This window comes from Fictibacillus sp. KU28468 (assembly GCF_026153615.1).
GTDB classification, from domain to species: domain Bacteria; phylum Bacillota; class Bacilli; order Bacillales; family Fictibacillaceae; genus Fictibacillus_C; species Fictibacillus_C marinisediminis.
The window spans coordinates 2,795,060-2,814,109 of record NZ_CP110666.1; the positions used below are offsets into that span (position 1 = coordinate 2,795,060).

A 19,050-nucleotide genomic window follows, 5' to 3' on the forward strand; every position below is an offset into this window, starting at 1 on the left:
AACAATATGCTTTAACAAAGTTAATGGAAAAGAAGGGCTCCCGTGAGAGCCCTTCTTTTTGGTTTATTTTATTGATTAAGAGGCAAAACGGTGGTATAGTATTTAACAATATACATTTTTAGCATCCCTCGTATCCTGCCTGTTCGAGGAGTTTGCAGAAAGGAGAAAAATTGATGAGAAACGTGACATTAACCGATATATTTCTTCATCCATCTGCTCAGAAATACTTGGACCGTTCTGGCCTTGTGCATGCTATCTCAACAGCATATCATGCGTTTTCCCTCGCTAAAGAGCATGGCGTCAACCCGGATCTCGCAACAAAAGCTGCACTTCTTCATGATGTCGGCCACTATACTTGGTATACAAACGGCCAATGGGATTACTCCCTTTATAAAGAAAATGACATTCATGCCATTAAAGGTGCTGAAAGAGCGCATAAACTGCTCATTGAGCTGGGAGAAGATCCAAGGAAAGCAAAAGAGATTGCGTTAGCCATTCTTTTGCACACTGATTCTTATCTGCCGGAAGGACAGCTTCAGCTTCTGCCGCTACAGCGTGTAGTTGCGCTTGCCGACGAAGCAGATGAGGAGCCTGGCGGTTTGCATCATTATCGAAAACTGGATAAAAGTACGGCACTTAACCGAATTAAAAATCTGGACCGATTGGTGGATGCTCAATATGAGACACAAAACCTAAAACACTCCGTATAGATCATATCCATACGGAGTGTTTTTATTTATATATTAATGAAAGATGAACCCGATCGCGTTTTGGCTTGCATACGTACCAATCGTACTGCCAAATCGGGTGAACGAGATCGATTTAAACGCAGAGAATGTAAACAGTTCACCAAACTCCTTAATTACTTCTTCTTTGGAAGGAAGACTATGAATAATAAAAAGCTCCTTTTCAGGATGCTTTTGCTTCCATTCCTGCAGCAATTCTTTCAGTTTCAATAATCCTTTTTTCTTCCCTCTGTACTTTCCAACCGTTTCAACGATTCCGTCCTGTACGGAAAGAAGGGGTTTTATATTCAGAAATTCAGCAATGGCTCCCTGAACAGCAGATATCCTGCCGCCCTTTTTCACATTTTCCAGCGTTTCCAATAGTACATAAGCCAAAACCGTTTCTTTTTTCTCATTGAGGGATGCTACTATTTCTTCAGCACTCTTGCCTTGCTGAACAAGTTTTTCCGCTTCTTTTAGCAATACATGAATTCCTGCAGAAGCTGTTCCTGTATCGATAATATGCACTTTATGCTGGACGGCTTCATCTAGCATTCCTTTCGCGATTCCGGCACTTTGCACAGTACCGCTCAGGTTTGATGAAAGTCCTAGATAAATCAGCTCGTTTCCTTTTTCAAGTTCAGAATGAAAAGCATTATAGAAAGCCTGTGGAGATGGCTGGCTTGTCTTAGGAAGATTCTCCTCTCTTGCCATCCGCTCGTAAAATTCATCCATACTGATATCGACCCCATCTAAAAAATGACCGTCTTTAAAAGTAATATTAAGCGGAACAATGACAAATGGGACGGATAATGTATGATGATCTACACAGTAGTCGCTTGCACTATCCAGAATAAAAGTGATATTCATTCAATTACCTCGTTTCAAATAATCCTTATAACCCTCCTTAAACATATCATAAAACGACCTCCTGATATACAGGAGATCGCGTCATTTGTTACTGTTTATTCTCATTGTTCGATTCATTGTCATAAAGATGGCAAGCTACCCAGTGGCCTTCTCTTGCTTCCTGCCATTTAGGAACTGTACTTGCGCAAACATCCATGGCATGCGGACAGCGCGTACGGAAACGGCATCCGCTTGGCGGGCTGATTGGACTCGGGATATCACCTTCAAGAATGATTCGCTCGCGGCTTCGTTCTACTTCAGGATCCGGAACAGGGATGGCTGAAAGAAGCGCTTGAGTATACGGATGCAGAGGCTCTTCATAAAGCTCATCACTGTCTGCAAGCTCAACTATGTTTCCAAGATACATAACACCCACGCGGTCGGAAATATGTTTAACCATGGAAAGATCATGGGCGATGAATAAATACGTTAGTCCGCGTTCTTTTTGGAGTTTCATAAGCAGGTTTACAACCTGCGCCTGAATGGATACGTCCAACGCTGAGATCGGTTCGTCAGCGATGATAAAATCAGGATCCACTGCAAGGGCACGGGCAATACCGATACGCTGACGCTGTCCGCCTGAGAATTCATGCGGGTAACGGCTGGCATGTGCACGGTTCAGCCCTACCGTTTCAAGAAGCTCGTAAACACGCTCCATACGTTCCTTGTCGTTCTTTGCCAGACCGTGGATATCTATTCCCTCGGCAATAATATCTTTGATCGTCATCCTTGGATTTAAGGATGCATAGGGATCCTGGAAGATCATTTGCATCTTGCGGTTAAAGGATTTTAATTCTTTACCGGACTTTTTGCCATGAACATCAACACCTTCATAAGCGACATTGCCGTCTGTAGCATCGTATAGACGAATAATCGTTCTTCCAGTCGTAGATTTTCCGCATCCGGATTCTCCAACAAGTCCGAGTGTTTCACCTTTATATATATCAAAGCTAACATCGTCAACTGCTTTTAACACAGCATTCTTGCCAACTCTAAAATGCTTTTTCAGGTTCTTGACTTCTAATAACTTCTCTCTTTCTACAACTGCCATTAACGGGCACCTCCTACTAATGCAGCTTCAGGCGGTTCTACCTTAGGCGCACGCTCATCCAGCAGCCAGCAAGCCGATTTATGAGTTGAAGTAACGTCTGAGGCATCCGGCATATGGTCCACACAAACCTGCATCGCATAAGGGCAGCGTGCAGCAAACGGGCAGCCTTTCGGCGGATTAAGCAAGTTTGGCGGCGTACCAGGAATCGCCAGCAATTCTTTGTCGTTCGTGTTTAACTTTGGCATGGAGGATAGTAATCCCCAAGTGTAAGGATGTTTAGGATTGTAGAACACTTCATCCGTTGTACCTGTTTCAACAATCGTTCCACCGTACATTACCGCGACCCTTTGTGAAAGATTGGCTACTACACCAAGATCATGGGTAATCAGAATAATAGCTGTTCCGGTCTTTTGCTGCAGATCTCTCATTAAATCAAGGATCTGTGCCTGAATCGTAACATCAAGTGCCGTTGTTGGCTCATCGGCGATTAATACTTTCGGGTTACACGCAAGCGCGATGGCGATGACCACACGCTGTCTCATCCCACCAGAGAATTGGTGAGGATATTCTGTAATGCGGAGTTCCGGGTTTGGAATTCCTACAAGCTTTAAGAGATTGATTGCTCTTTCTTTCGCTTCGCTCTTAGACAAGTTCTGATGCTTGCGAAGACCTTCCATGATTTGCTTCCCGACTGTCATCGTCGGGTTTAGGGAAGTCATCGGATCCTGGAAAATCATAGAAATCTCAGAACCACGGATTTTCTCCATCTCGCGGTTGGAGAGCTTCACTAGATCTTTTCCTTCAAAAAAGATTTGGCCTTCCTTAATCTCACTCGTTTTTTCAGGCAATAATCGCATGATTGCTTTCGAAGTAACAGATTTACCTGATCCGGATTCTCCTACTATCGCAAGGGACTCACCCTTTTCAAGATGCAGACTTACCCCGCGAACCGCTTTTACTTCTCCTGCAAATGTATGAAAGGAGACATTAAGATTGTTAAGTTCTAATATATTCTTCATATTTTCTCCCCCTATTTACGCATCTTAGGATCCAGAGCATCACGTAATCCGTCACCCAATAGGTTAAAGCTGATCATGATCAACGAGATAATGACAGCCGGGTACATTACTAGGTGAGGATAGATCTGTAATGATTTAAATCCTTCGTTTACTAATGACCCTAGAGAAGCTGTTGGAGGAGCAAGTCCAAGTCCGATAAAGCTTAGGAATGCTTCAAAGAAAATAGCGTTAGGAATAGTAAACATGGATGTAATGATGATCGCACCCAAAATATTCGGGAACATGTGCTTTGTCAAAATACGGGAACTTGTTGCCCCCAATGATTTTGATGCCATTACAAATTCCTGGTTTTTCAATTTTAAGATCTGTCCGCGTACAATACGGGCCATTGTTGTCCAGCCTGTAATAACCAATGCCATTGTGATGGATAAAATACCTGGATCAAGAATTAGAATGAAAAGGATAATGACGATTAAGTTGGGGATACCGACTACGATCTCAATAATCCTCTGCATAATATTATCCGTTCGTCCGCCAAAGAAACCTGAAATGGCTCCATAAGCTACACCAATAATCATGTCAATGGCTGCAGCTAAGAATGCGATGTAAAGAGAAATCTGTGTCCCTTTCCATATTCTTACGAACTGATCCCGGCCCAGAGCGTCCGTTCCAAACCAGTAGTAATTTTTTGTCTGGTTTTTCATTTTATACTGATCGATGCCTCGGATGTCCACACCATCAACACCAAGGAAGCTTACCTTTTCAAGTAAAGGAATACGCGGCGGCAAATTGGTTCTGCTTGTGTCTTGATCATCAAAGCCGTTATGACTCATAACTGGACCTAAAAAGGCAAAAAGGAGAATAGCTACGATGATGATAAGCCCAGCAACAGCTCCCTTGTTTTCAAACAAACGTCTTCTGGCATCCTGCCAAAAGGAAGTGCTCTCTTTCGTTATTTTTTCAGAAGCTTCCGCAGAGATCACCGCAGGCTGGAACAAATCATTGTTAAGTTGTTTTTCACGCATGCTCATTATTCCTTGCCTCCTGCAACCCTGATTCTCGGGTCAATAATTCCGTACAAAATGTCAACAATTAAAATGACTACAATGAAACATACACTATAAAAAATGGTAGTTGCCATAATTACCGGATAATCATTAAGTGTGATCGAACCTACGAATTGGTATCCCAGGCCAGGCACTGCAAAAATTCGTTCGATGATCAGCGTACCTGTGATCAGGTTGATGGCAAGAGGCCCTAAAATAGTTACTACCGGAATCATTGCATTTCTAATCGTGTGTTTCCAAATAACAACAATATTTTTTAAACCTTTGGATTTAGCAGTTGTAATATAATCTTGTCCCAACACTTCTAGCATTTCCGTTCTCATGAACCTCGCAACTGTTGCTATTACAAAAACCGATAACGAAAGTGCTGGCAGAACATGATATTTCGGACCATCCCAAAGGGCTACGGGCAGCCAATCTAGCTTAACTCCCACGTAATATTGAAGAACACCGGCAAATACAAATGAAGGAATGGATATCCCTAATACAGCAAATAATGAAGAAACGTAATCAATCGCCGAATTTTGCTTTAATGCAGCGGCAATTCCTAGGATCAATCCGATAATCGTTCCAAAAATAGTTGCTTCAACACCCAGAACAGCAGAAGGCCCAATTCTCTCTGTAATCATAGTGGATACAGGCCGGTTGTCATACTGGAAGGAAACACCCGCGTCCCCTTTTACGAGATTGCTCATATAGTTAAAGTACTGTACAGGAATCGGATCATTCAGCCCGTATTTTTCATTCAAGATAACTTTTTGCTCTGCTGTCAATTTTTCCTCGTTGTTAAACGGAGAACCTGGCAGCAGCTTCATTAAGAAAAATGTAAATGAAGAAATAATAAATAGTGTGATCAACATGTAAACCATGCGTTTGAGTACAAAACGAACCACTATTGCACCTCCTAATAATAAACCCCAGCTATATACCTATATATCTATAATAGTTGAGATTACAATATCCTACAATAGTTTTATTTGAAAGTTCGACAAATTTCAACTAGTGAGAATTTTGCAGTTAAAAGGAGAGTATATGGCTTACTGACATATACTCTCCGCGTATAGCTATTTAACCATTTAATATTATTTTTTACTTAACATCCCAGTTTTTATAGCTGAAATCTCCGCCAAATGAGTGGTTTACTACGTTTTTAAGGTTTGGCTTAGTGATGTAAGCAAGACCACGTTGATACATCGGGCTGATTGCTGCATCATCCTGAATCAAGATTTTTTCAGCGTCTTGCATCATAGTCCAACGCTTTTTAAGATCTGTTTCAGATGAAGCTTTTTTGATTAGGTCGTCATACTTTTTGTTTGAGTAAGCCATTTCGTTATGAGGACTATTAGTTACGAACATATCTACGAATGTCATTGGATCTGGATAGTCAGGTCCCCAACCAGCATAAGAGATATCGTAATCAAGTTTCTCTTCAAGCTTAAGTTTTTGTTTGAATGGCTGTGGCTTAATTTTTAGAGATAGACCAGGAAGGTTTTTCTCAAGTTGGTTTTTGATGAACTGCGCATCTTTTTGTGCTGTATCGCTGTCATAGTTAAGTAGAGTAAGATCTACTTTCTTTGTTCCAAGCTCTTTCAAGCCTTTTTCCCAATATTCTTTTGCCTTTTTGGCATCGCCTTTATTAAGGTCGCCGTACTTCTCACGGAAGTCAGATCCATCTGGACCTTTAACGAACTTAGAAGGAACTAGGAAGTAAGCAGGAACAGATCCATTGTTTAAAAGAACGTCAGTAAGCTGTTTTTTGTCCCAGCCCATATCTAGTGCGTGACGGATGTTTTCATTAGCCAACGCTTTGTTCTTTTGGTTCATACGCAAGAAGAATAATGTTGATTCAGGAACAGTACTGAAAATATCTTTCTTGTCTTTGTATTGATCCACGTACTCAGCAGAAATGGTAGTACGGTCTGCTTTTCCAGTTTCAAACAGGTTGATGCGAGTTGCTTCTTCTTTAACTACGTTTACGTTGATTGTGTCAACTTTTACGTTGTTCTTGTCCCAATATTTAGGGTTCTTTTTCAACTGCCAGCCTTTTTCATGCTCCCATTTAGAAAGAGTGTAAGGGCCGTTATAAAGCGCTTTGTCCGCTTCAAGAGCAAACTCTTTGCCTTGTTTTTTAACGAAAGCTTCATTTTGCGGATAGAAAGTAGGGAATGAAAGAACCGCTTTAGTGTAAGGTTTTGATGCAGGGTCAGCTGCAAATTTAATTTCTAAAGTTTTGTCATCAATTGCTTTAACACCAAGCTGATCCGTTTTGTTGTACATTTTGTCTTCAGGGTTAAGTATTTTATCTGCATTCAGGATACCTGCTACTTGATAAATGAAAGAGTATTGAGTAGCTGTTTCTTTCGCTACAGCTTTTCTCCAAGCAAATACATAATCATTTGCTGTTACTTTTTCACCGTTGCTCCAAACAGCGTCATCACGAAGTTTGAATACCCATGTTTTACCGCCGTCTTTTTCTTGCGGCTCTTCAGCAGCACCAGAAAGGACTGGCTGATCTTTGTCATCTAAAGTGTAAAGACCTTCGTAAACGTTATTCGCAACGTTTAGAGATACAGAGTCATCCGCCATGATGTTATCAAGGTACGGAATTTCTGATGAGTCTAACAGGTTAAGCACCTTTTCTTTAGATGAACTACCATTACCTTCAGATGCATTGCCATTTGCTTTGTCATCTTTACCGCTCTTTCCGCTACACGCAGAAAGAAAGACGCTCAATACGAGCACGATCGTTAGAAGTAACGACCATTTTGACTTCTTCATGAATTGACCTCCCCTTTTTCTGTTTACCTAATTAGTGGACCAAAGCTTCGTGAATTATCAGACATTTTGCCCACAACCGTATTATACAAGTTTTCTAACTATTATGCATATACTTTTTTTTACGACTTTTACAAAAAGCCCATAATATTTACGTTTTATTAACAAAAAATAGGAATAAAGACCTATTATTGTCCGTCGTTTTCTTTCTGTTTTTAAGACAGTAATTTCCAGAATGTTTGGTGATATATCCTCCTTTATTACCCCATATTTTTTTCGCTCTCCCGCTGTTTTGAATCAAAAAGCTCACTTCAAGAAGATCGACAGTGGGATTTACTAGGTAAAAAGTATTACTTCATTCGTGAATTTTCATGTTAAAATGTATAAAACAAACTTGAATTTTTCAGATAGGAGAAATTTGATGTCACGCTTGACTTCCTCATTGTTATTAACCGCGGGATCCATAATACTTTCGCTCATTATAGAGCTTGTCTCTGAAAAAAAGATCCACCTCATTCATTTAGTGAACAACCTTTTCATGGTTTCCCTCGCCCTCCTTTTAATTGGCTTAACCCTTTTTGTCATCAGGGGAGGATTATTCGATCTGTTTTCCAGGACACTGAAAAAAGTTATGAAGAGTTTCTCTAAGTCTGCAGAGTATGCAAGCAGCCATGAAACCGAATCGAACTTCTATCTTTCAGAAAGAGTATCAGGAGAATTTGTTTTTCCGCTCCTCTCTTCGGGTCTTTTTCTGTTTGTGGTCTCTAGCCTGGTTGCAATTCTGTCTTAAATTTACTATACTTATTTTAATTGAATGATCATGGCGATGATAAAGAAAAGTACATGTTTTTGAAGCTCTCAGAGAGCCTGTGTTTGGTGTAAACAGGCAGTGAATAAGCATGGAATGGGCTTTTGAGCTCCTGTCTGAACTTACAGTAGGAACAGGCGTGTTTGTCCGCACGATAGAATGGCCACCGTATGACAGTACGGCTTTGAGAGATTCTTTATGAATAAGTAAGGGTGGCACCGCGGTCCATTCGTCCCTTTTAATGGGATGGATGGGCCTTTTTGTATTGATTTAGAAGTAAAAGGAGAAGGATATTTTATGGCAACTATATTTTCAGGCATACAGCCAAGCGGTACGATCACACTTGGCAACTATTTAGGAGCACTGCAGCACTTTGTAAACTATCAGGAAGATAACCACTGTTACTTCTGTGTGGTAAACCAGCATGCAATTACAGTTCCGCAAGACCCGGTCCAGCTGAAAAAGAACAGCCGCAGCCTTGCCGCCCTATACCTGGCTGTTGGAATTGACCCGGAGAAGTCTACACTATTCATTCAGTCTGAGGTTCCTGCTCATACGAAGATGGGATGGATATTACAGTGTATCGCTTATATTGGAGAACTTGAACGTATGACTCAATTTAAAGACAAATCCAAAGGAAAAGATGCTGTTTCTGCAGGGTTGCTGACATACCCGCCGCTGATGGCTGCTGATATCCTGCTGTATGGAACTGAACTAGTTCCTGTTGGGGATGATCAGAAACAGCACATTGAGCTTACAAGAGATCTTGCAGAACGTTTTAATAAAAAGTACCGTGAGATCTTTACGATTCCTGAGCCTCGAATTCCCAAAGTCGGTGCGAGAATCATGTCCCTCGTTGATCCGGTTAAAAAAATGAGCAAATCAGACCCGAACGTGAATGCCTTCATCTCTATTTTAGATAATGAAGCGGTCATCACAAAAAAGATCAAGCGTGCGACAACTGATTCAGAAGGTATCGTTAGGTTTGATAAAGAGAATAAGCCAGGAATCTCAAATCTCTTGACAATCTACTCTCTTTGTTCTGGAGAGTCCATTTCCGAGTTGGAGACCAAATATGAAGGAAAAGGTTACGGAGATTTTAAAGAAGGCACAGCTAAAGCGATCATTGAACGTTTACAACCGATACAAGACCGGTATTTCAGCCTCATCGAATCTGATGAACTTGATCAAATCCTTGACCAAGGGGCAGAAAAAGCCAACCGGGCAGCAAACAAAATGCTGAATAAAGCAGAGCGTGCAATGGGCTTGGCCAGAAAACGAGTGTAAAACCCGGAACACGTGAAGAAACCTCCACTTTAAGTGGGGGTTTCTATGTGTTTATTGAAGTTTGAATCTCGCGGAAAAGCAGTTGTTAATTTAGGGATTTAATCCGAATCTTGATTTAATTGAGCGTTACTCGAAATGAGTATTCAAATAACTCCACCCCTGGCTTCAATCCTGAAGATCATAATAAAGGAGACTCACACAATGAGTCTCCTTTATTGCTTCATGGTCAGTTTACGTGTGTCCCGTTCTCAAGTTCCCATATCTTTTCAAAGTAAGGCTGCCCTTTTACTAATCGTTCACAGATTGCATAATGCTGGTCGCTCCAGCCGTCTTTAATTTCAGAATAAAGTGCTGCCCATGCTTCTTCAAATTCCATTCGCTGAATGGCCATGTAATTCTCAGGCATCCACTCCGTATACCAATAACGCACTTCCGCAACATTTTTAGTTGTATGAAGCTGATCCAGCACCATGAACAAGAGCTGCTTTAACTGTCTTTCTTTTCTTGTGAGCCCTCTCATGATAATCGGTTCCGGTGATAGGATATGATGCTCTTTTTCTTTGATTTCTGGTTTGAACGTGTAAGTTGCGGTCTCCATTTGTTCCGCCATTTCATAGACGAGCTGTTCCTGTCTCGGAATCAGTCTGCTTTTTCGTATCGGGATACGATAGCCCATCGTGTCAATCACCATCGTTTTCTTCTCATCCGTTATGATAAAACAATGATCAAGCTGCACTCTCTGGTTGTTTTTTCTTACGTATGCTTTTTGGTGTACTTCCTCTAAAAGGGAATCTGGAAGATCGCTAAGTTCATTTTCAATATAATGAAAGAGTGAAGAATCCATTTTCACGATTGGAACTTGATCGAGCAATTCAATAAAGTCATCCTTTCTCCACTCATGGAACTCACAAACGTTATAGCCATTTTCTTCACCTTCGAACCAATTCACCCAAACATCTCGTAAATATAACATCTGCAACCCCTCGCTTAACCGTTTTGTTAAAAACAGTATAGTCAGAGGTTGTCCAATTTATTCTATGGCATGGGAAGAAAAATCCCGAAAGGAACTCAAAACCCTGGTTAATAGAATTAACCAGGGTTTTGTATTACAAACAAATATCTTGGTTGAAAAAAACAACCATCATTTTGTACACAAACAAAAATCTTGGTTGAAAAAATCAACCAAGATTTTGTACTACTCACTGTATTTTTTAAAGATAAGTGTTGCGTTATGGCCGCCGAAGCCTAAAGAGTTGCTGAGCACAGCGTTAACTTCTGCTTTTCTTGCTTCATTCGGCACGTAATCCAGATCACACTCCGGATCCGCTGTTTCATAGTTAATGGTAGGAGGAATGATACTGTTTTGAATGGATTTTACTGAGAAAATTGCTTCAATTCCACCTGCCGCGCCTAAAAGATGCCCTGTCATTGATTTTGTTGAACTGACAGCCACTTTATAAGCATGCTCTCCAAATACTTCTTTGATCGCCATCGTTTCAAACTTATCATTATAATCTGTGCTTGTTCCATGAGCATTGATGTAATCAATTTCTTCTAATGCAAGACCGCTGTCTTCAACAGCTTGTGTCATGGCTCTGACTCCGCCTTCTCCTCCTGGAGCCGGGGCTGTAATGTGATGGGCATCACCGGTGCCTGCATAGCCTACGATTTCCGCGTAAATTTTCGCTCCGCGTTTTTTTGCAAACTCAAGATCTTCAAGGACAAGAATACCTGCACCTTCACCAATGACGAAACCGCTGCGGTTCGCATCAAATGGACGGCTGGCTGTTGCAGGATCCTCATTGTAGGAGAGGGCTCCAGCTTGGCAAAAACCAGCCAATGCCATATCTGTGATCGGTGCCTCAGTTCCTCCGCAGATCATCGCATCCGCATCTCCGCGCTGAATCACTTTAAACGCGTCACCAATGGAGTTTGCACCTGATGCACAAGCCGTTACCGTACAGGAGTTCATACCTTTTGCTCCAAGAATAATGGAAACCTGTCCCGCTGCCATATCCGGAATCATCATCGGTACAAAGAACGGGCTGACCCTTCTGTAGCCTTTTTTCTCAAAAACACGGAATTGTTCTTCATGCGTATCCATTCCGCCGATTCCAGAACCGATCCACACCCCTACACGCGGTGCGATCTCATCTGTAATGTCAAGCTCTGCATCTTCCACTGCCATTTTAGAGGCAGCTACTGCAAATTGAGTAAAGCGGTCCATTTTTCTTGCTTCTTTGCGGTCCATGAATTCCTGGGGATCAAATTCTGTAGCTTCTGCAGCTACTTTTACCGGGAATTTATCCCGGTCCCTGCGAGTTAGCGGGCCAACACCAGATTCACCTGCAACGATTCGGTTCCATGTTTCTTCTACACTATTTCCAAGGGGAGAAACGGCTCCCATTCCTGTAATTACTACGCGTCTTTTCATTTTTAATTCAACTCTCCTTTGAAGAATAGTTAGCTATTATCTTCCCCACCGAAGTGCAACTGCACCCCATGTAAGGCCGCCTCCAAATCCAACGAGTACTAGCAGATCATCATCTTTTATTTTACCATTTTTTAAGGCATCAGAAATAGCCATAGGAATAGAAGCTGATGAAGTATTTCCATATTTATTTACGGTTACTGCCATTTTTCTTTCGGTAGATCAAGCCGCTGCCGAGCTGCTTCCATGATCCGGATGTTGGCTTGATGGGGAATAAGGTAATCTACATCATCCTTAGTCAATCCAGCTTTTTCAACAACGTTCATGGATGATTCACCCATTTGGCGGACAGCAAATTTAAACACTTCCCGGCCGTTCATATAAAGATATTTGTCCTGATAAAGGTGTTTCGCTCCTCTGCCGTCTGAACCCAGTTCAAAGGAAAGGATCCCTCTGCCTTCAGAAACTGTCGACATTACAGCAGCACCTGCTCCGTCACCAAACAGCACTGCTGTATTTCTGTCATTCCAGTCTGTAATTCTGGACAATTTTTCAGCTCCGACTACCAGGACATTTTTGTAGGTTCCCGATTCAATGAATTGTTTAGCGATCACCATTCCATACATGAACCCAGAGCAGGCTGCACTTATATCCATAGCAACAGCATTAACCGCTCCCAGCCTATCCTGGATCATACAAGCAACGGAAGGAAAAGGCCTGTCAGGAGTGACGGTAGCCACAACAATGAGATCAATGTCCTCTGCATTCATATCAGCGTTTTTAAGCGCCTCTCGTGCAGCATTTTCAGACATGTGTGATGTATTGATATCGTCAGATGCTATTCTGCGTTCTTCAATTCCTGTTCGAGTACGAATCCATTCATCACTTGTATCTACCATTTTTTCCAAATCGAAATTTGTTAACACTTTCTCAGGGACATAAGCACCTAAACCCAGTATTCCAGCATTCATGTCATTACCCCTTTGGTTTATTTTTAATATTTTGTTCGCCAGCTAACTTAGTATCAATTTTTAAGACCTGGTACTAATGTAAGATATTTTTTGTTTTTTGTCCAGTACCGAGATTTCCGGTACAAGATACCAACTTCAAATCAGGGCATATCCTAGAGAGAGATGTAATCAGTCTGAAAATAAGGAGTGGTACATTTGAATTCGCCTCGCTATGGGCCTCCTTCACCAAGGCATCCAAGGCCGCTGATGCATGCAAGAAGCCCATTTCCTCCACCGCGGCAAACAAGAGAACAGCCTCCAAGTGAGCCGCCCTTTATACCTATGGCTTACCGCCAGCCCTTTCAGCGACCCAATCCCTTATTAAGTGCATTCCGGACGAACGATGGGGCGTTTGATTATAACAAGCTGATGGCTGTTATTGATCAGACCGTTAAAGTAGCACAGCAGGTCTCACCGCTCTTTAATGCCTTTAGGAAAAAATAAAAGAGCCAACACAGAGTTGGCTCCTTTTTCCGTTTTCTTAATCCTGTTTTCCGAGCTCATAAGCATCGTTCATTACTTTAAGCAGAAGATTCAACATAGGCTGGATATCCTCCATGGATAATTCCATTCCTTTTTTCTCCAAAAGCTCTTTTCCTTCTGGCAGATGCTTCATGGCAATTTGCATGAATTTCATATTGAGTTCTTGATTCATTGTTCTTCCTCCAATACATGTTCTTTCATTACTTTTCCGTTGGGGAGCTTTCCGGATTTTTTGTATTCGTCAATTTCCTGCTTTATCTTCTTTTCAAAAGAAGCAGGCACTTGCGGGCTGAACCTGCCCAGAGAAATGGCTTTCTCCTTAAATCCATATTGCAGATTCCCGGATTTCAGATCGCCTTCATTAAACTTGTCAGCGACAAATCCATACACATATTCAACATTTTGCACCGTACTAGTCAGTACTGTAGCGCGGCCGAGATCCGATTGGTCAGATACATAGCCTACCGCGTAGAGTGCTTTCTTTTTCACTTCTTCAATAACAGGGATGGTAAATCCGTCACCTGCAGGATAAAAGACATCTGCCCCGGAAGCTTCCATCTTACGGAATGCGCTGATGGCCTTCTGTTCATCGCTCCAGCTGTGTACCACATTCTTATCCACTTTAATTTTGGGCTTTTGGTAACGAGCACCCTCTATAAAGCCATTTATTTCAGGCTGCCAATCCTGGGCGGCAATTACTCCAAGATGGTTGGTGCGGCTCATTTTGGCTGCTGCCATTCCAGCGAAAAAACCCATTCCATATGAATTAAAATGAATGCTCGTCACATTTTTGCCATGTACTTTTCCATTAAAGCTCACAAAGTGCATCTTGGGAAAATCACTGCTGATCTGATCAAAGATATCAGCATAAATCTTACCATGGCCAAAAACGAGGTTAACCTTTTTCTTCTGAAACTCTTTTACCGCTTTAAGCACCTGGCTTTTTGTTTCTATTTTTTCTTTGTAAAAAACTTCATTCCCATATGTATCCTGAATCTTTAAAAGCCCTTTATACCCCTTGTCACCCCAGCCCTGATCATTGATTGTATCCTGAATCAGGAGTCCCGTGTTTTGAAGGTTCTGTGAAGATTTTTCCTGGCATCCTGTGAGACCTAACAGTATACAAGCTGCCAGGAGCAATGTTTTAATCTGCATTTTGGACGTTCACTCCATTTCCTCGCTTGCCGGATATCCCCTTTAATAGTATAAAGAATAATGGGAAAAGCGCAAGCGCCCTGATAAGGTCCGACAAGCGCTGGAGCTCTTACACAGCAACACGCTTTTTGTGTTGAGGTGTAAGAGTGAAGCGACCTCGAGGACCTAGGCGCTGAAGCTGGACAATAAAAAAAGGGAAAACATATTTTCCCTTTTTATGCCTTAAACCTATTTTTGAGCCTTTCCTTGCTATGCTGAATCTGCTTTTTCAAACCTTCTTCGATTTTAACATCTGAGCGGAATCCAAGTTCTTTAGCCGCCTTTTCTCCTACAACCACCATGTTTCGCTTTTCTTTTGGAATTTCATCTTCTTTTATAGATAGGAGTTTTAATCCTTTGCGCCATTCTCCGTTTGTTCCGCTGACTATATTATATATCGCATTTCTGCTTTCGTTTTCTGCAGCCATACATAAGGCTCTGACGGCATCTTCAACGTAGATCGCATCCTCTGTGACAGAATCTTTTTTTACCGTCATAACATCACGTTCTCCTTCGTCTGCGCTGATGATCTGCTGAAAAGTCATCCCCTCAGGCTGCCAAGGGCCATATACTGTTGGGAATCTTAGAATGACGTATGAAAAATGCTTTTTTGCAGCAGCCATCCGAATATAATTCTCTTCTGTGAGTTTAATCAATCCGTACAATGTCTCCGGATTCGCTGCAGAGTTCTCTGTAACTTCACCTGTTTTTTTTCCATACACATCATAAGAAGAGGAAAAGATGAATTTCGTTTTTCGGCTGTCTATTGATTCAGCTAACAGCCGCATACAATGAACATGGTCCTTTACTCTATCTTCAATATCACTCCATTGTTCATTTGGCTGAATCCCACAGGCAAGATGGAAAACCACATCGACCTTTTGCATAATCTTCATCAGGTCCGCCTGTTCGATTCGTTGATTAATGAGTTCAAAGTTTGCGTTTCTTCCAATATAATCTAATTTTTCGGTTGATTGGGAGCCATCGATTCCTATGACCTCCACATCATCCTCTAAAAGTTTGGTACATAAGTGGGAGCCAATAAAACCTGCTGCTCCTGTAACGAGTGCTCGTTTCATGAACAATCCTCCGTTCTTTATCCTACTCTATATCGTATTTTTCAACTTAAGGAGTATGCATCTTAAGAAAAGCACATAAAAAAACCTGCAACCATAAAGTCACAGGATGGTCTCAAAGCGGCTGTAAAAATAAGGGATGGAAGTATACCGTTCTGCACTTTTACCCGGCATCTGTATGGTCAGCGAAACAGAGAAACCTTTTTCAAGGCAAGAGGATTCAAAGGGCCGGCTATGCACTTTGAAAGGATAAACCGAACCTGCCGCATCATGAAAAATTTTAATCGGTACATTGCTTTTCAGGTTGAACCGAGAAATTTCTTTGTCTAGAAATCCATCGATCTGTTCGTTTTTTATTCCGTAAGCCTGGCTGATTTCTTTGCGGATTCGCTTTAAAAATAATTTGTTTTGCTTTTCCTGCTGAAAATGCCCCTTAAGATCCAGGCAGGGGTTGATAAAAATGGCAGACCGGATGTATCCTTCCATATCATTGATAAAATCGAGTGCGGTTAGAGCACCCATTCCTTCTGCCAGGATATGAATCTTCGGATTTAGAATTTCATATTTCACAACATATCGGTAAACTCTTCTCGCAAGATTTACAGCCTCTGGGTTCCCCCAGTTCCGTCCGTATAGATGTGAATAAAAAACGGTGTATCCCATTTCCATCAGAGTACGGATGAGCATGAACCGGTCAGTGTTCTGTTTCCATAAACTTGTATGATTATCAACAAAATGATTGCAGTCTCCAAATACCATGACAGCAAAACCGTTTGGCTGTTCAGGAAGATGTATTGTATTCCATTGTCCATCTAAGCTGAATGATCTCTCTTCGATACTCACTTTTCTCCCCTCATCCAAAGTTTTCTTACTTATTCTATGTCCGTTCTGTGAAAGTGGAGAAGGGATATGCCTATTCCTGGCTGATTTCCTAAAACATTTAAAGACAAAACATTGATTTTTTGTTACTATATCAGGAGAAGAATTCGTTTACATAAAGCTGAGGTGAACTAAATGCGCTATTTCTGGACGTTAATCTGGTCATTACTTTTAAGCAACATGGCATTTTATGTACTGGCTTCCATGCAGGGCGGAGCATACGACTTCGCAAAAGCTACAACATTTGGCGTGATCTTTGCCGTATTTATCATGATCATCGGTGCTGTACTTCCAAATGAAGCAGAAACTGCAGAATAACCAAAATAGCAGCCCATCACATCCGTGAAGGGCTTTTTTTCATAATAAGGACGTATCTGGAGGTTATCGAATGAAAGAATCCATTACCGCTTTCCTGGATGACAATTTTGACTTATTTAAAGAAGTTGCCCGCTATATTTGGGAGCATCCCGAGCTTGGCTATAATGAATATCAGTCATCCAATAAACTCATCGGCACATTAAGATCATTTGGTTTTGAGGTTGAACAGAATATCGAGGGAATGGAAACGGCATTTATTGCTGTTTATGACAGCGGGCAATCCGGCCCTTCCATCAGCTTTCTTGCAGAATATGATGCACTTCCGGAAATTGACCACGCTTGCGGCCATAATTTGATTGGTACGATGAGTACGGCTGCCGGAATTGCACTTAGCCGAGTGCTCGCCGAGACCGGAGGAAAAGTACTTGTATATGGAACGCCTGCAGAAGAAACTGGAGGAGCCAAGGTTCACCTTACCGATAAAGGATACTTTGACCGTGCAGATGCTGCCCTCATGTGCCATCCATACAAAGCCTTTGAACGAAGCGGATCGAGTATGGCGATGGAAGCTCTGCAATTTGACTTTAAGGGCAAATCCGCGCATGCTGCTGCTTCACCTCATGAAGGAATCAATGCTCTGGATGCTGTCATTTCATTGTTTAACAATGTGAATGCTCTCCGACAGCAGGTCACCCCAGATGTCCGCATCCATGGAGTAATCACGCAGGGCGGTACCGTACCCAATGTAATTCCGGATCGAACACAAGCTAAATTCTATGTGCGTGCGTCCACTGTTGAACAATTGCCAGACCTGGTGAGAAGAGTAAAAGACTGTGCTGCAGGAGCAGCTATGAGTTCGGGCTGTGAATGGGAAGCCTCACATTATGAACTCGGCTACGCCAACCTGCTTACGAATGAATCCATGTCAGATGCGTTTACAAAAAATCTCGTTTCACTCGGCATTCCGCTCGAAGAAATTGAAACAGGGAATGACCATGGATCACTCGATTTAGGTAATGTGAGCCAGGTGGTACCGGCCATCCACCCGTATATTAAGATTACGGATGCCTTTCATAATCTCCATACGAGAGAATTTTGCACTGCAGCCAATTCAGAAAAGGGCTATGATGGAATGCTCATCGGTGCAAAATCACTTGCACTAACCGGCTATGACCTCCTGACGAATCCACAGCTTCTAAAGGCTGTTAAAGAAGAATTCGAAAACCGCGAAAAAAGGACCTGATTCCAGGTCCTTTTTTCTTTTACGCGCCAGTTCGTTAACATTACGCGCCAATCTCTTTTTTCAGCAGAATCAAGGCTTTCGTTTATACGTCCAAACACGGTTATGATTTGAATTTTTCGGAAAGGGGTCCCCCGTACTAAGCTTGACCTCTTGCGGATCGTTGACCATGCTTCCGGTTTCGCCGATTTCTACATAGATGCCATTGTTTGGAGCCTTTTGCCCATGTTTAAATTGATGATTCTGACCCAATGTTTCCACACTCCTTTTTACATTTTCGTTGATTACTATTCCCAAAAACACACAAAAAAACCAACCAATAATGGCTGGCTCGGAAATTAGTAATATGGAACAGGCGTGACGTTCGCCAGGTTGGATACCGGGATGATAAACCGTTCAATTTCATAGCTTCTTACAGGCTGCGAAAACCCGTAATATGGATAATCGTATTCGGTTTCGTTGTTCTCTCTTTCACTGTCCTGCCCCTCATCAATAATGGGAGAAGCAAAATAAATATTCTGTCCGTCCATGAATTCAATAAATCCATCGTATACACTGCCATCGAGCATGGTTACCGAAACAAATCGCTGAATGTTTTTCCGGCACAGCTTCTGCATCTTTTTGAACATTTGAGGATTCGGCGGGAAGCCTTGCTGCTGAAAGCCCGGTTGCGGTTGCTGGTAGCCTTGCGGCTGGAAACCTTGCTGTTGAGCATAATAAGGATTCTGGTTATTAAACATGGGGCACCTCCTTACTAACACATGTTATTCACCCAGCC

At 42.0% G+C, this 19,050-nt stretch carries 20 protein-coding genes, 1 pseudogene and 1 other annotated feature; of the genes and pseudogenes, 6 read left to right on the top strand and 15 right to left on the bottom strand.

The annotated features are described in order from the left end of the window. Positions 1-173 precede the first annotated feature (173 nt). Positions 174-710 carry an HD domain-containing protein gene (locus OKX00_RS14490; RefSeq protein ID WP_265407804.1) on the top strand — a complete coding sequence of 179 codons (537 nt, stop codon included), beginning with the start codon at positions 174-176 and terminating at the stop codon, positions 708-710. 33 nt (positions 711-743) lie between these two features. Here OKX00_RS14490 and OKX00_RS14495 read toward each other — a convergent pair whose 3' ends face one another. From OKX00_RS14495 to OKX00_RS14520, 6 genes are all read right to left on the bottom strand, one after another. Continuing rightward, complete coding sequence (locus OKX00_RS14495; RefSeq protein WP_265407805.1) at positions 744-1,595, bottom strand: DegV family protein; 852 nt, start codon at positions 1,593-1,595, stop codon at positions 744-746. A gap of 88 nt (positions 1,596-1,683) precedes the next feature. Then, complete coding sequence (locus OKX00_RS14500) at positions 1,684-2,685, bottom strand: ABC transporter ATP-binding protein (protein ID WP_265407806.1); 1,002 nt, start codon at positions 2,683-2,685, stop codon at positions 1,684-1,686. Then, positions 2,685-3,704 carry an ABC transporter ATP-binding protein gene (locus tag OKX00_RS14505; protein WP_053354761.1) on the bottom strand — a complete coding sequence of 340 codons (1,020 nt, stop codon included), beginning with the start codon at positions 3,702-3,704 and terminating at the stop codon, positions 2,685-2,687. The genes OKX00_RS14500 and OKX00_RS14505 overlap by 1 nt, the downstream gene beginning before the upstream one ends. 11 nt (positions 3,705-3,715) lie before the next feature. Next, on the bottom strand, positions 3,716-4,729 hold the full coding sequence (gene opp3C, locus OKX00_RS14510; protein ID WP_265410551.1) for an oligopeptide ABC transporter permease: 1,014 nt from the start codon (positions 4,727-4,729) through the stop codon (positions 3,716-3,718). A 5-nt stretch (positions 4,730-4,734) separates the two neighbouring features. Further along, positions 4,735-5,664 carry an oligopeptide ABC transporter permease gene (gene opp3b, locus OKX00_RS14515; RefSeq protein WP_053354762.1) on the bottom strand — a complete coding sequence of 310 codons (930 nt, stop codon included), beginning with the start codon at positions 5,662-5,664 and terminating at the stop codon, positions 4,735-4,737. 196 nt (positions 5,665-5,860) lie between these two features. After that, positions 5,861-7,549 carry a peptide ABC transporter substrate-binding protein gene (locus OKX00_RS14520; RefSeq protein WP_265407807.1) on the bottom strand — a complete coding sequence of 563 codons (1,689 nt, stop codon included), beginning with the start codon at positions 7,547-7,549 and terminating at the stop codon, positions 5,861-5,863. A 418-nt stretch (positions 7,550-7,967) separates the two neighbouring features. On the opposite strand from OKX00_RS14520, the gene OKX00_RS14525 reads away from it, so the two are divergent. Next, positions 7,968-8,336, top strand: a complete 369-nt coding sequence (locus OKX00_RS14525) for a DUF3899 domain-containing protein (protein ID WP_062231385.1) — start codon at positions 7,968-7,970, stop codon at positions 8,334-8,336. A 27-nt stretch (positions 8,337-8,363) separates the two neighbouring features. Further along, positions 8,364-8,594 (top strand) — a binding site (T-box leader). Between the two features lie 57 nt (positions 8,595-8,651). Next, on the top strand, positions 8,652-9,641 hold the full coding sequence (gene trpS, locus OKX00_RS14530) for a tryptophan--tRNA ligase (protein ID WP_053358293.1): 990 nt from the start codon (positions 8,652-8,654) through the stop codon (positions 9,639-9,641). A 226-nt stretch (positions 9,642-9,867) separates the two neighbouring features. Here the strand turns inward: trpS and OKX00_RS14535 are convergent, their stop codons facing one another. The 3 genes and pseudogenes from OKX00_RS14535 to OKX00_RS14545 form a co-directional block, all read right to left on the bottom strand. Beyond that, positions 9,868-10,614 (bottom strand): YjbA family protein, encoded by a 747-nt coding sequence (locus tag OKX00_RS14535; protein WP_053354765.1) that lies wholly within the window; start codon positions 10,612-10,614, stop codon positions 9,868-9,870. Positions 10,615-10,836: 222 nt separating this feature from the next. Then, positions 10,837-12,075 carry a beta-ketoacyl-ACP synthase II gene (gene fabF / locus OKX00_RS14540; RefSeq protein ID WP_062231382.1) on the bottom strand — a complete coding sequence of 413 codons (1,239 nt, stop codon included), beginning with the start codon at positions 12,073-12,075 and terminating at the stop codon, positions 10,837-10,839. 36 nt (positions 12,076-12,111) lie between these two features. Continuing rightward, a pseudogene (locus OKX00_RS14545) lies at positions 12,112-13,043 on the bottom strand (beta-ketoacyl-ACP synthase III). A 195-nt stretch (positions 13,044-13,238) separates the two neighbouring features. Here OKX00_RS14545 and OKX00_RS14550 point away from each other — a divergent pair. Further along, positions 13,239-13,526: a YppG family protein gene (locus tag OKX00_RS14550; protein WP_082683303.1), complete on the top strand. Its 288-nt coding sequence runs from the start codon at positions 13,239-13,241 to the stop codon at positions 13,524-13,526. Positions 13,527-13,563: 37 nt separating this feature from the next. Here OKX00_RS14550 and OKX00_RS14555 read toward each other — a convergent pair whose 3' ends face one another. From OKX00_RS14555 to OKX00_RS14570, 4 genes are all read right to left on the bottom strand, one after another. Further along, positions 13,564-13,737, bottom strand: a complete 174-nt coding sequence (locus OKX00_RS14555; RefSeq protein ID WP_053354769.1) for a ComZ family protein — start codon at positions 13,735-13,737, stop codon at positions 13,564-13,566. Next, entirely contained in the window at positions 13,734-14,720 is a 987-nt protein-coding gene (locus tag OKX00_RS14560) for a BMP family ABC transporter substrate-binding protein (protein ID WP_265407808.1), read from the bottom strand. The genes OKX00_RS14555 and OKX00_RS14560 overlap by 4 nt, the downstream gene beginning before the upstream one ends. A 215-nt stretch (positions 14,721-14,935) precedes the next feature. After that, the gene (locus tag OKX00_RS14565) at positions 14,936-15,838 is read right to left on the bottom strand and encodes an NAD-dependent epimerase/dehydratase family protein (RefSeq protein WP_265407809.1); all 903 of its coding nucleotides are present in this window, start codon (positions 15,836-15,838) and stop codon (positions 14,936-14,938) included. Positions 15,839-15,937: 99 nt separating this feature from the next. Continuing rightward, complete coding sequence (locus OKX00_RS14570) at positions 15,938-16,678, bottom strand: alpha/beta hydrolase (RefSeq protein ID WP_265407810.1); 741 nt, start codon at positions 16,676-16,678, stop codon at positions 15,938-15,940. A gap of 171 nt (positions 16,679-16,849) precedes the next feature. Here OKX00_RS14570 and OKX00_RS14575 point away from each other — a divergent pair, with 171 nt between their 5' ends. After that, a complete protein-coding gene (locus OKX00_RS14575) occupies positions 16,850-17,032 on the top strand; it encodes a YjzD family protein (protein WP_053354773.1) in 183 nt (60 codons plus the stop codon). A gap of 70 nt (positions 17,033-17,102) precedes the next feature. After that, on the top strand, positions 17,103-18,275 hold the full coding sequence (locus OKX00_RS14580) for a M20 family metallopeptidase (protein WP_265407811.1): 1,173 nt from the start codon (positions 17,103-17,105) through the stop codon (positions 18,273-18,275). Positions 18,276-18,344: 69 nt separating this feature from the next. On the opposite strand, the gene OKX00_RS14585 is transcribed toward OKX00_RS14580, so the two are convergent. Together OKX00_RS14585 and OKX00_RS14590 are read right to left on the bottom strand one after the other, a co-directional pair. Next, positions 18,345-18,524, bottom strand: a complete 180-nt coding sequence (locus OKX00_RS14585; RefSeq protein WP_265407812.1) for a YjzC family protein — start codon at positions 18,522-18,524, stop codon at positions 18,345-18,347. An 86-nt stretch (positions 18,525-18,610) separates the two neighbouring features. Then, positions 18,611-19,012, bottom strand: coding sequence for a hypothetical protein (locus OKX00_RS14590; RefSeq protein WP_062231367.1), 402 nt, complete (start codon positions 19,010-19,012; stop codon positions 18,611-18,613). Positions 19,013-19,050: the final 38 nt, after the last annotated feature.

What these genes read in the sequence shown, in the direction of transcription:
- OKX00_RS14490 (WP_265407804.1), top strand. Translation starts at nt 174, where the DNA reads ATGAGAAACGTGACATTAACCGATATATTTCTTCATCCATCTGCTCAG.
- OKX00_RS14495 (WP_265407805.1), bottom strand. Translation starts at nt 1,595, where the DNA reads ATGAATATCACTTTTATTCTGGATAGTGCAAGCGACTACTGTGTAGAT.
- OKX00_RS14500 (WP_265407806.1), bottom strand. Translation starts at nt 2,685, where the DNA reads ATGGCAGTTGTAGAAAGAGAGAAGTTATTAGAAGTCAAGAACCTGAAA.
- OKX00_RS14505 (WP_053354761.1), bottom strand. Translation starts at nt 3,704, where the DNA reads ATGAAGAATATATTAGAACTTAACAATCTTAATGTCTCCTTTCATACA.
- opp3C (WP_265410551.1), bottom strand. Translation starts at nt 4,729, where the DNA reads ATGCGTGAAAAACAACTTAACAATGATTTGTTCCAGCCTGCGGTGATC.
- OKX00_RS14520 (WP_265407807.1), bottom strand. Translation starts at nt 7,549, where the DNA reads ATGAAGAAGTCAAAATGGTCGTTACTTCTAACGATCGTGCTCGTATTG.
- OKX00_RS14525 (WP_062231385.1), top strand. Translation starts at nt 7,968, where the DNA reads ATGTCACGCTTGACTTCCTCATTGTTATTAACCGCGGGATCCATAATA.
- trpS (WP_053358293.1), top strand. Translation starts at nt 8,652, where the DNA reads ATGGCAACTATATTTTCAGGCATACAGCCAAGCGGTACGATCACACTT.
- OKX00_RS14535 (WP_053354765.1), bottom strand. Translation starts at nt 10,614, where the DNA reads ATGTTATATTTACGAGATGTTTGGGTGAATTGGTTCGAAGGTGAAGAA.
- fabF (WP_062231382.1), bottom strand. Translation starts at nt 12,075, where the DNA reads ATGAAAAGACGCGTAGTAATTACAGGAATGGGAGCCGTTTCTCCCCTT.
- OKX00_RS14555 (WP_053354769.1), bottom strand. Translation starts at nt 13,737, where the DNA reads ATGAATCAAGAACTCAATATGAAATTCATGCAAATTGCCATGAAGCAT.
- OKX00_RS14560 (WP_265407808.1), bottom strand. Translation starts at nt 14,720, where the DNA reads ATGCAGATTAAAACATTGCTCCTGGCAGCTTGTATACTGTTAGGTCTC.
- OKX00_RS14565 (WP_265407809.1), bottom strand. Translation starts at nt 15,838, where the DNA reads ATGAAACGAGCACTCGTTACAGGAGCAGCAGGTTTTATTGGCTCCCAC.
- OKX00_RS14575 (WP_053354773.1), top strand. Translation starts at nt 16,850, where the DNA reads ATGCGCTATTTCTGGACGTTAATCTGGTCATTACTTTTAAGCAACATG.
- OKX00_RS14580 (WP_265407811.1), top strand. Translation starts at nt 17,103, where the DNA reads ATGAAAGAATCCATTACCGCTTTCCTGGATGACAATTTTGACTTATTT.
- OKX00_RS14590 (WP_062231367.1), bottom strand. Translation starts at nt 19,012, where the DNA reads ATGTTTAATAACCAGAATCCTTATTATGCTCAACAGCAAGGTTTCCAG.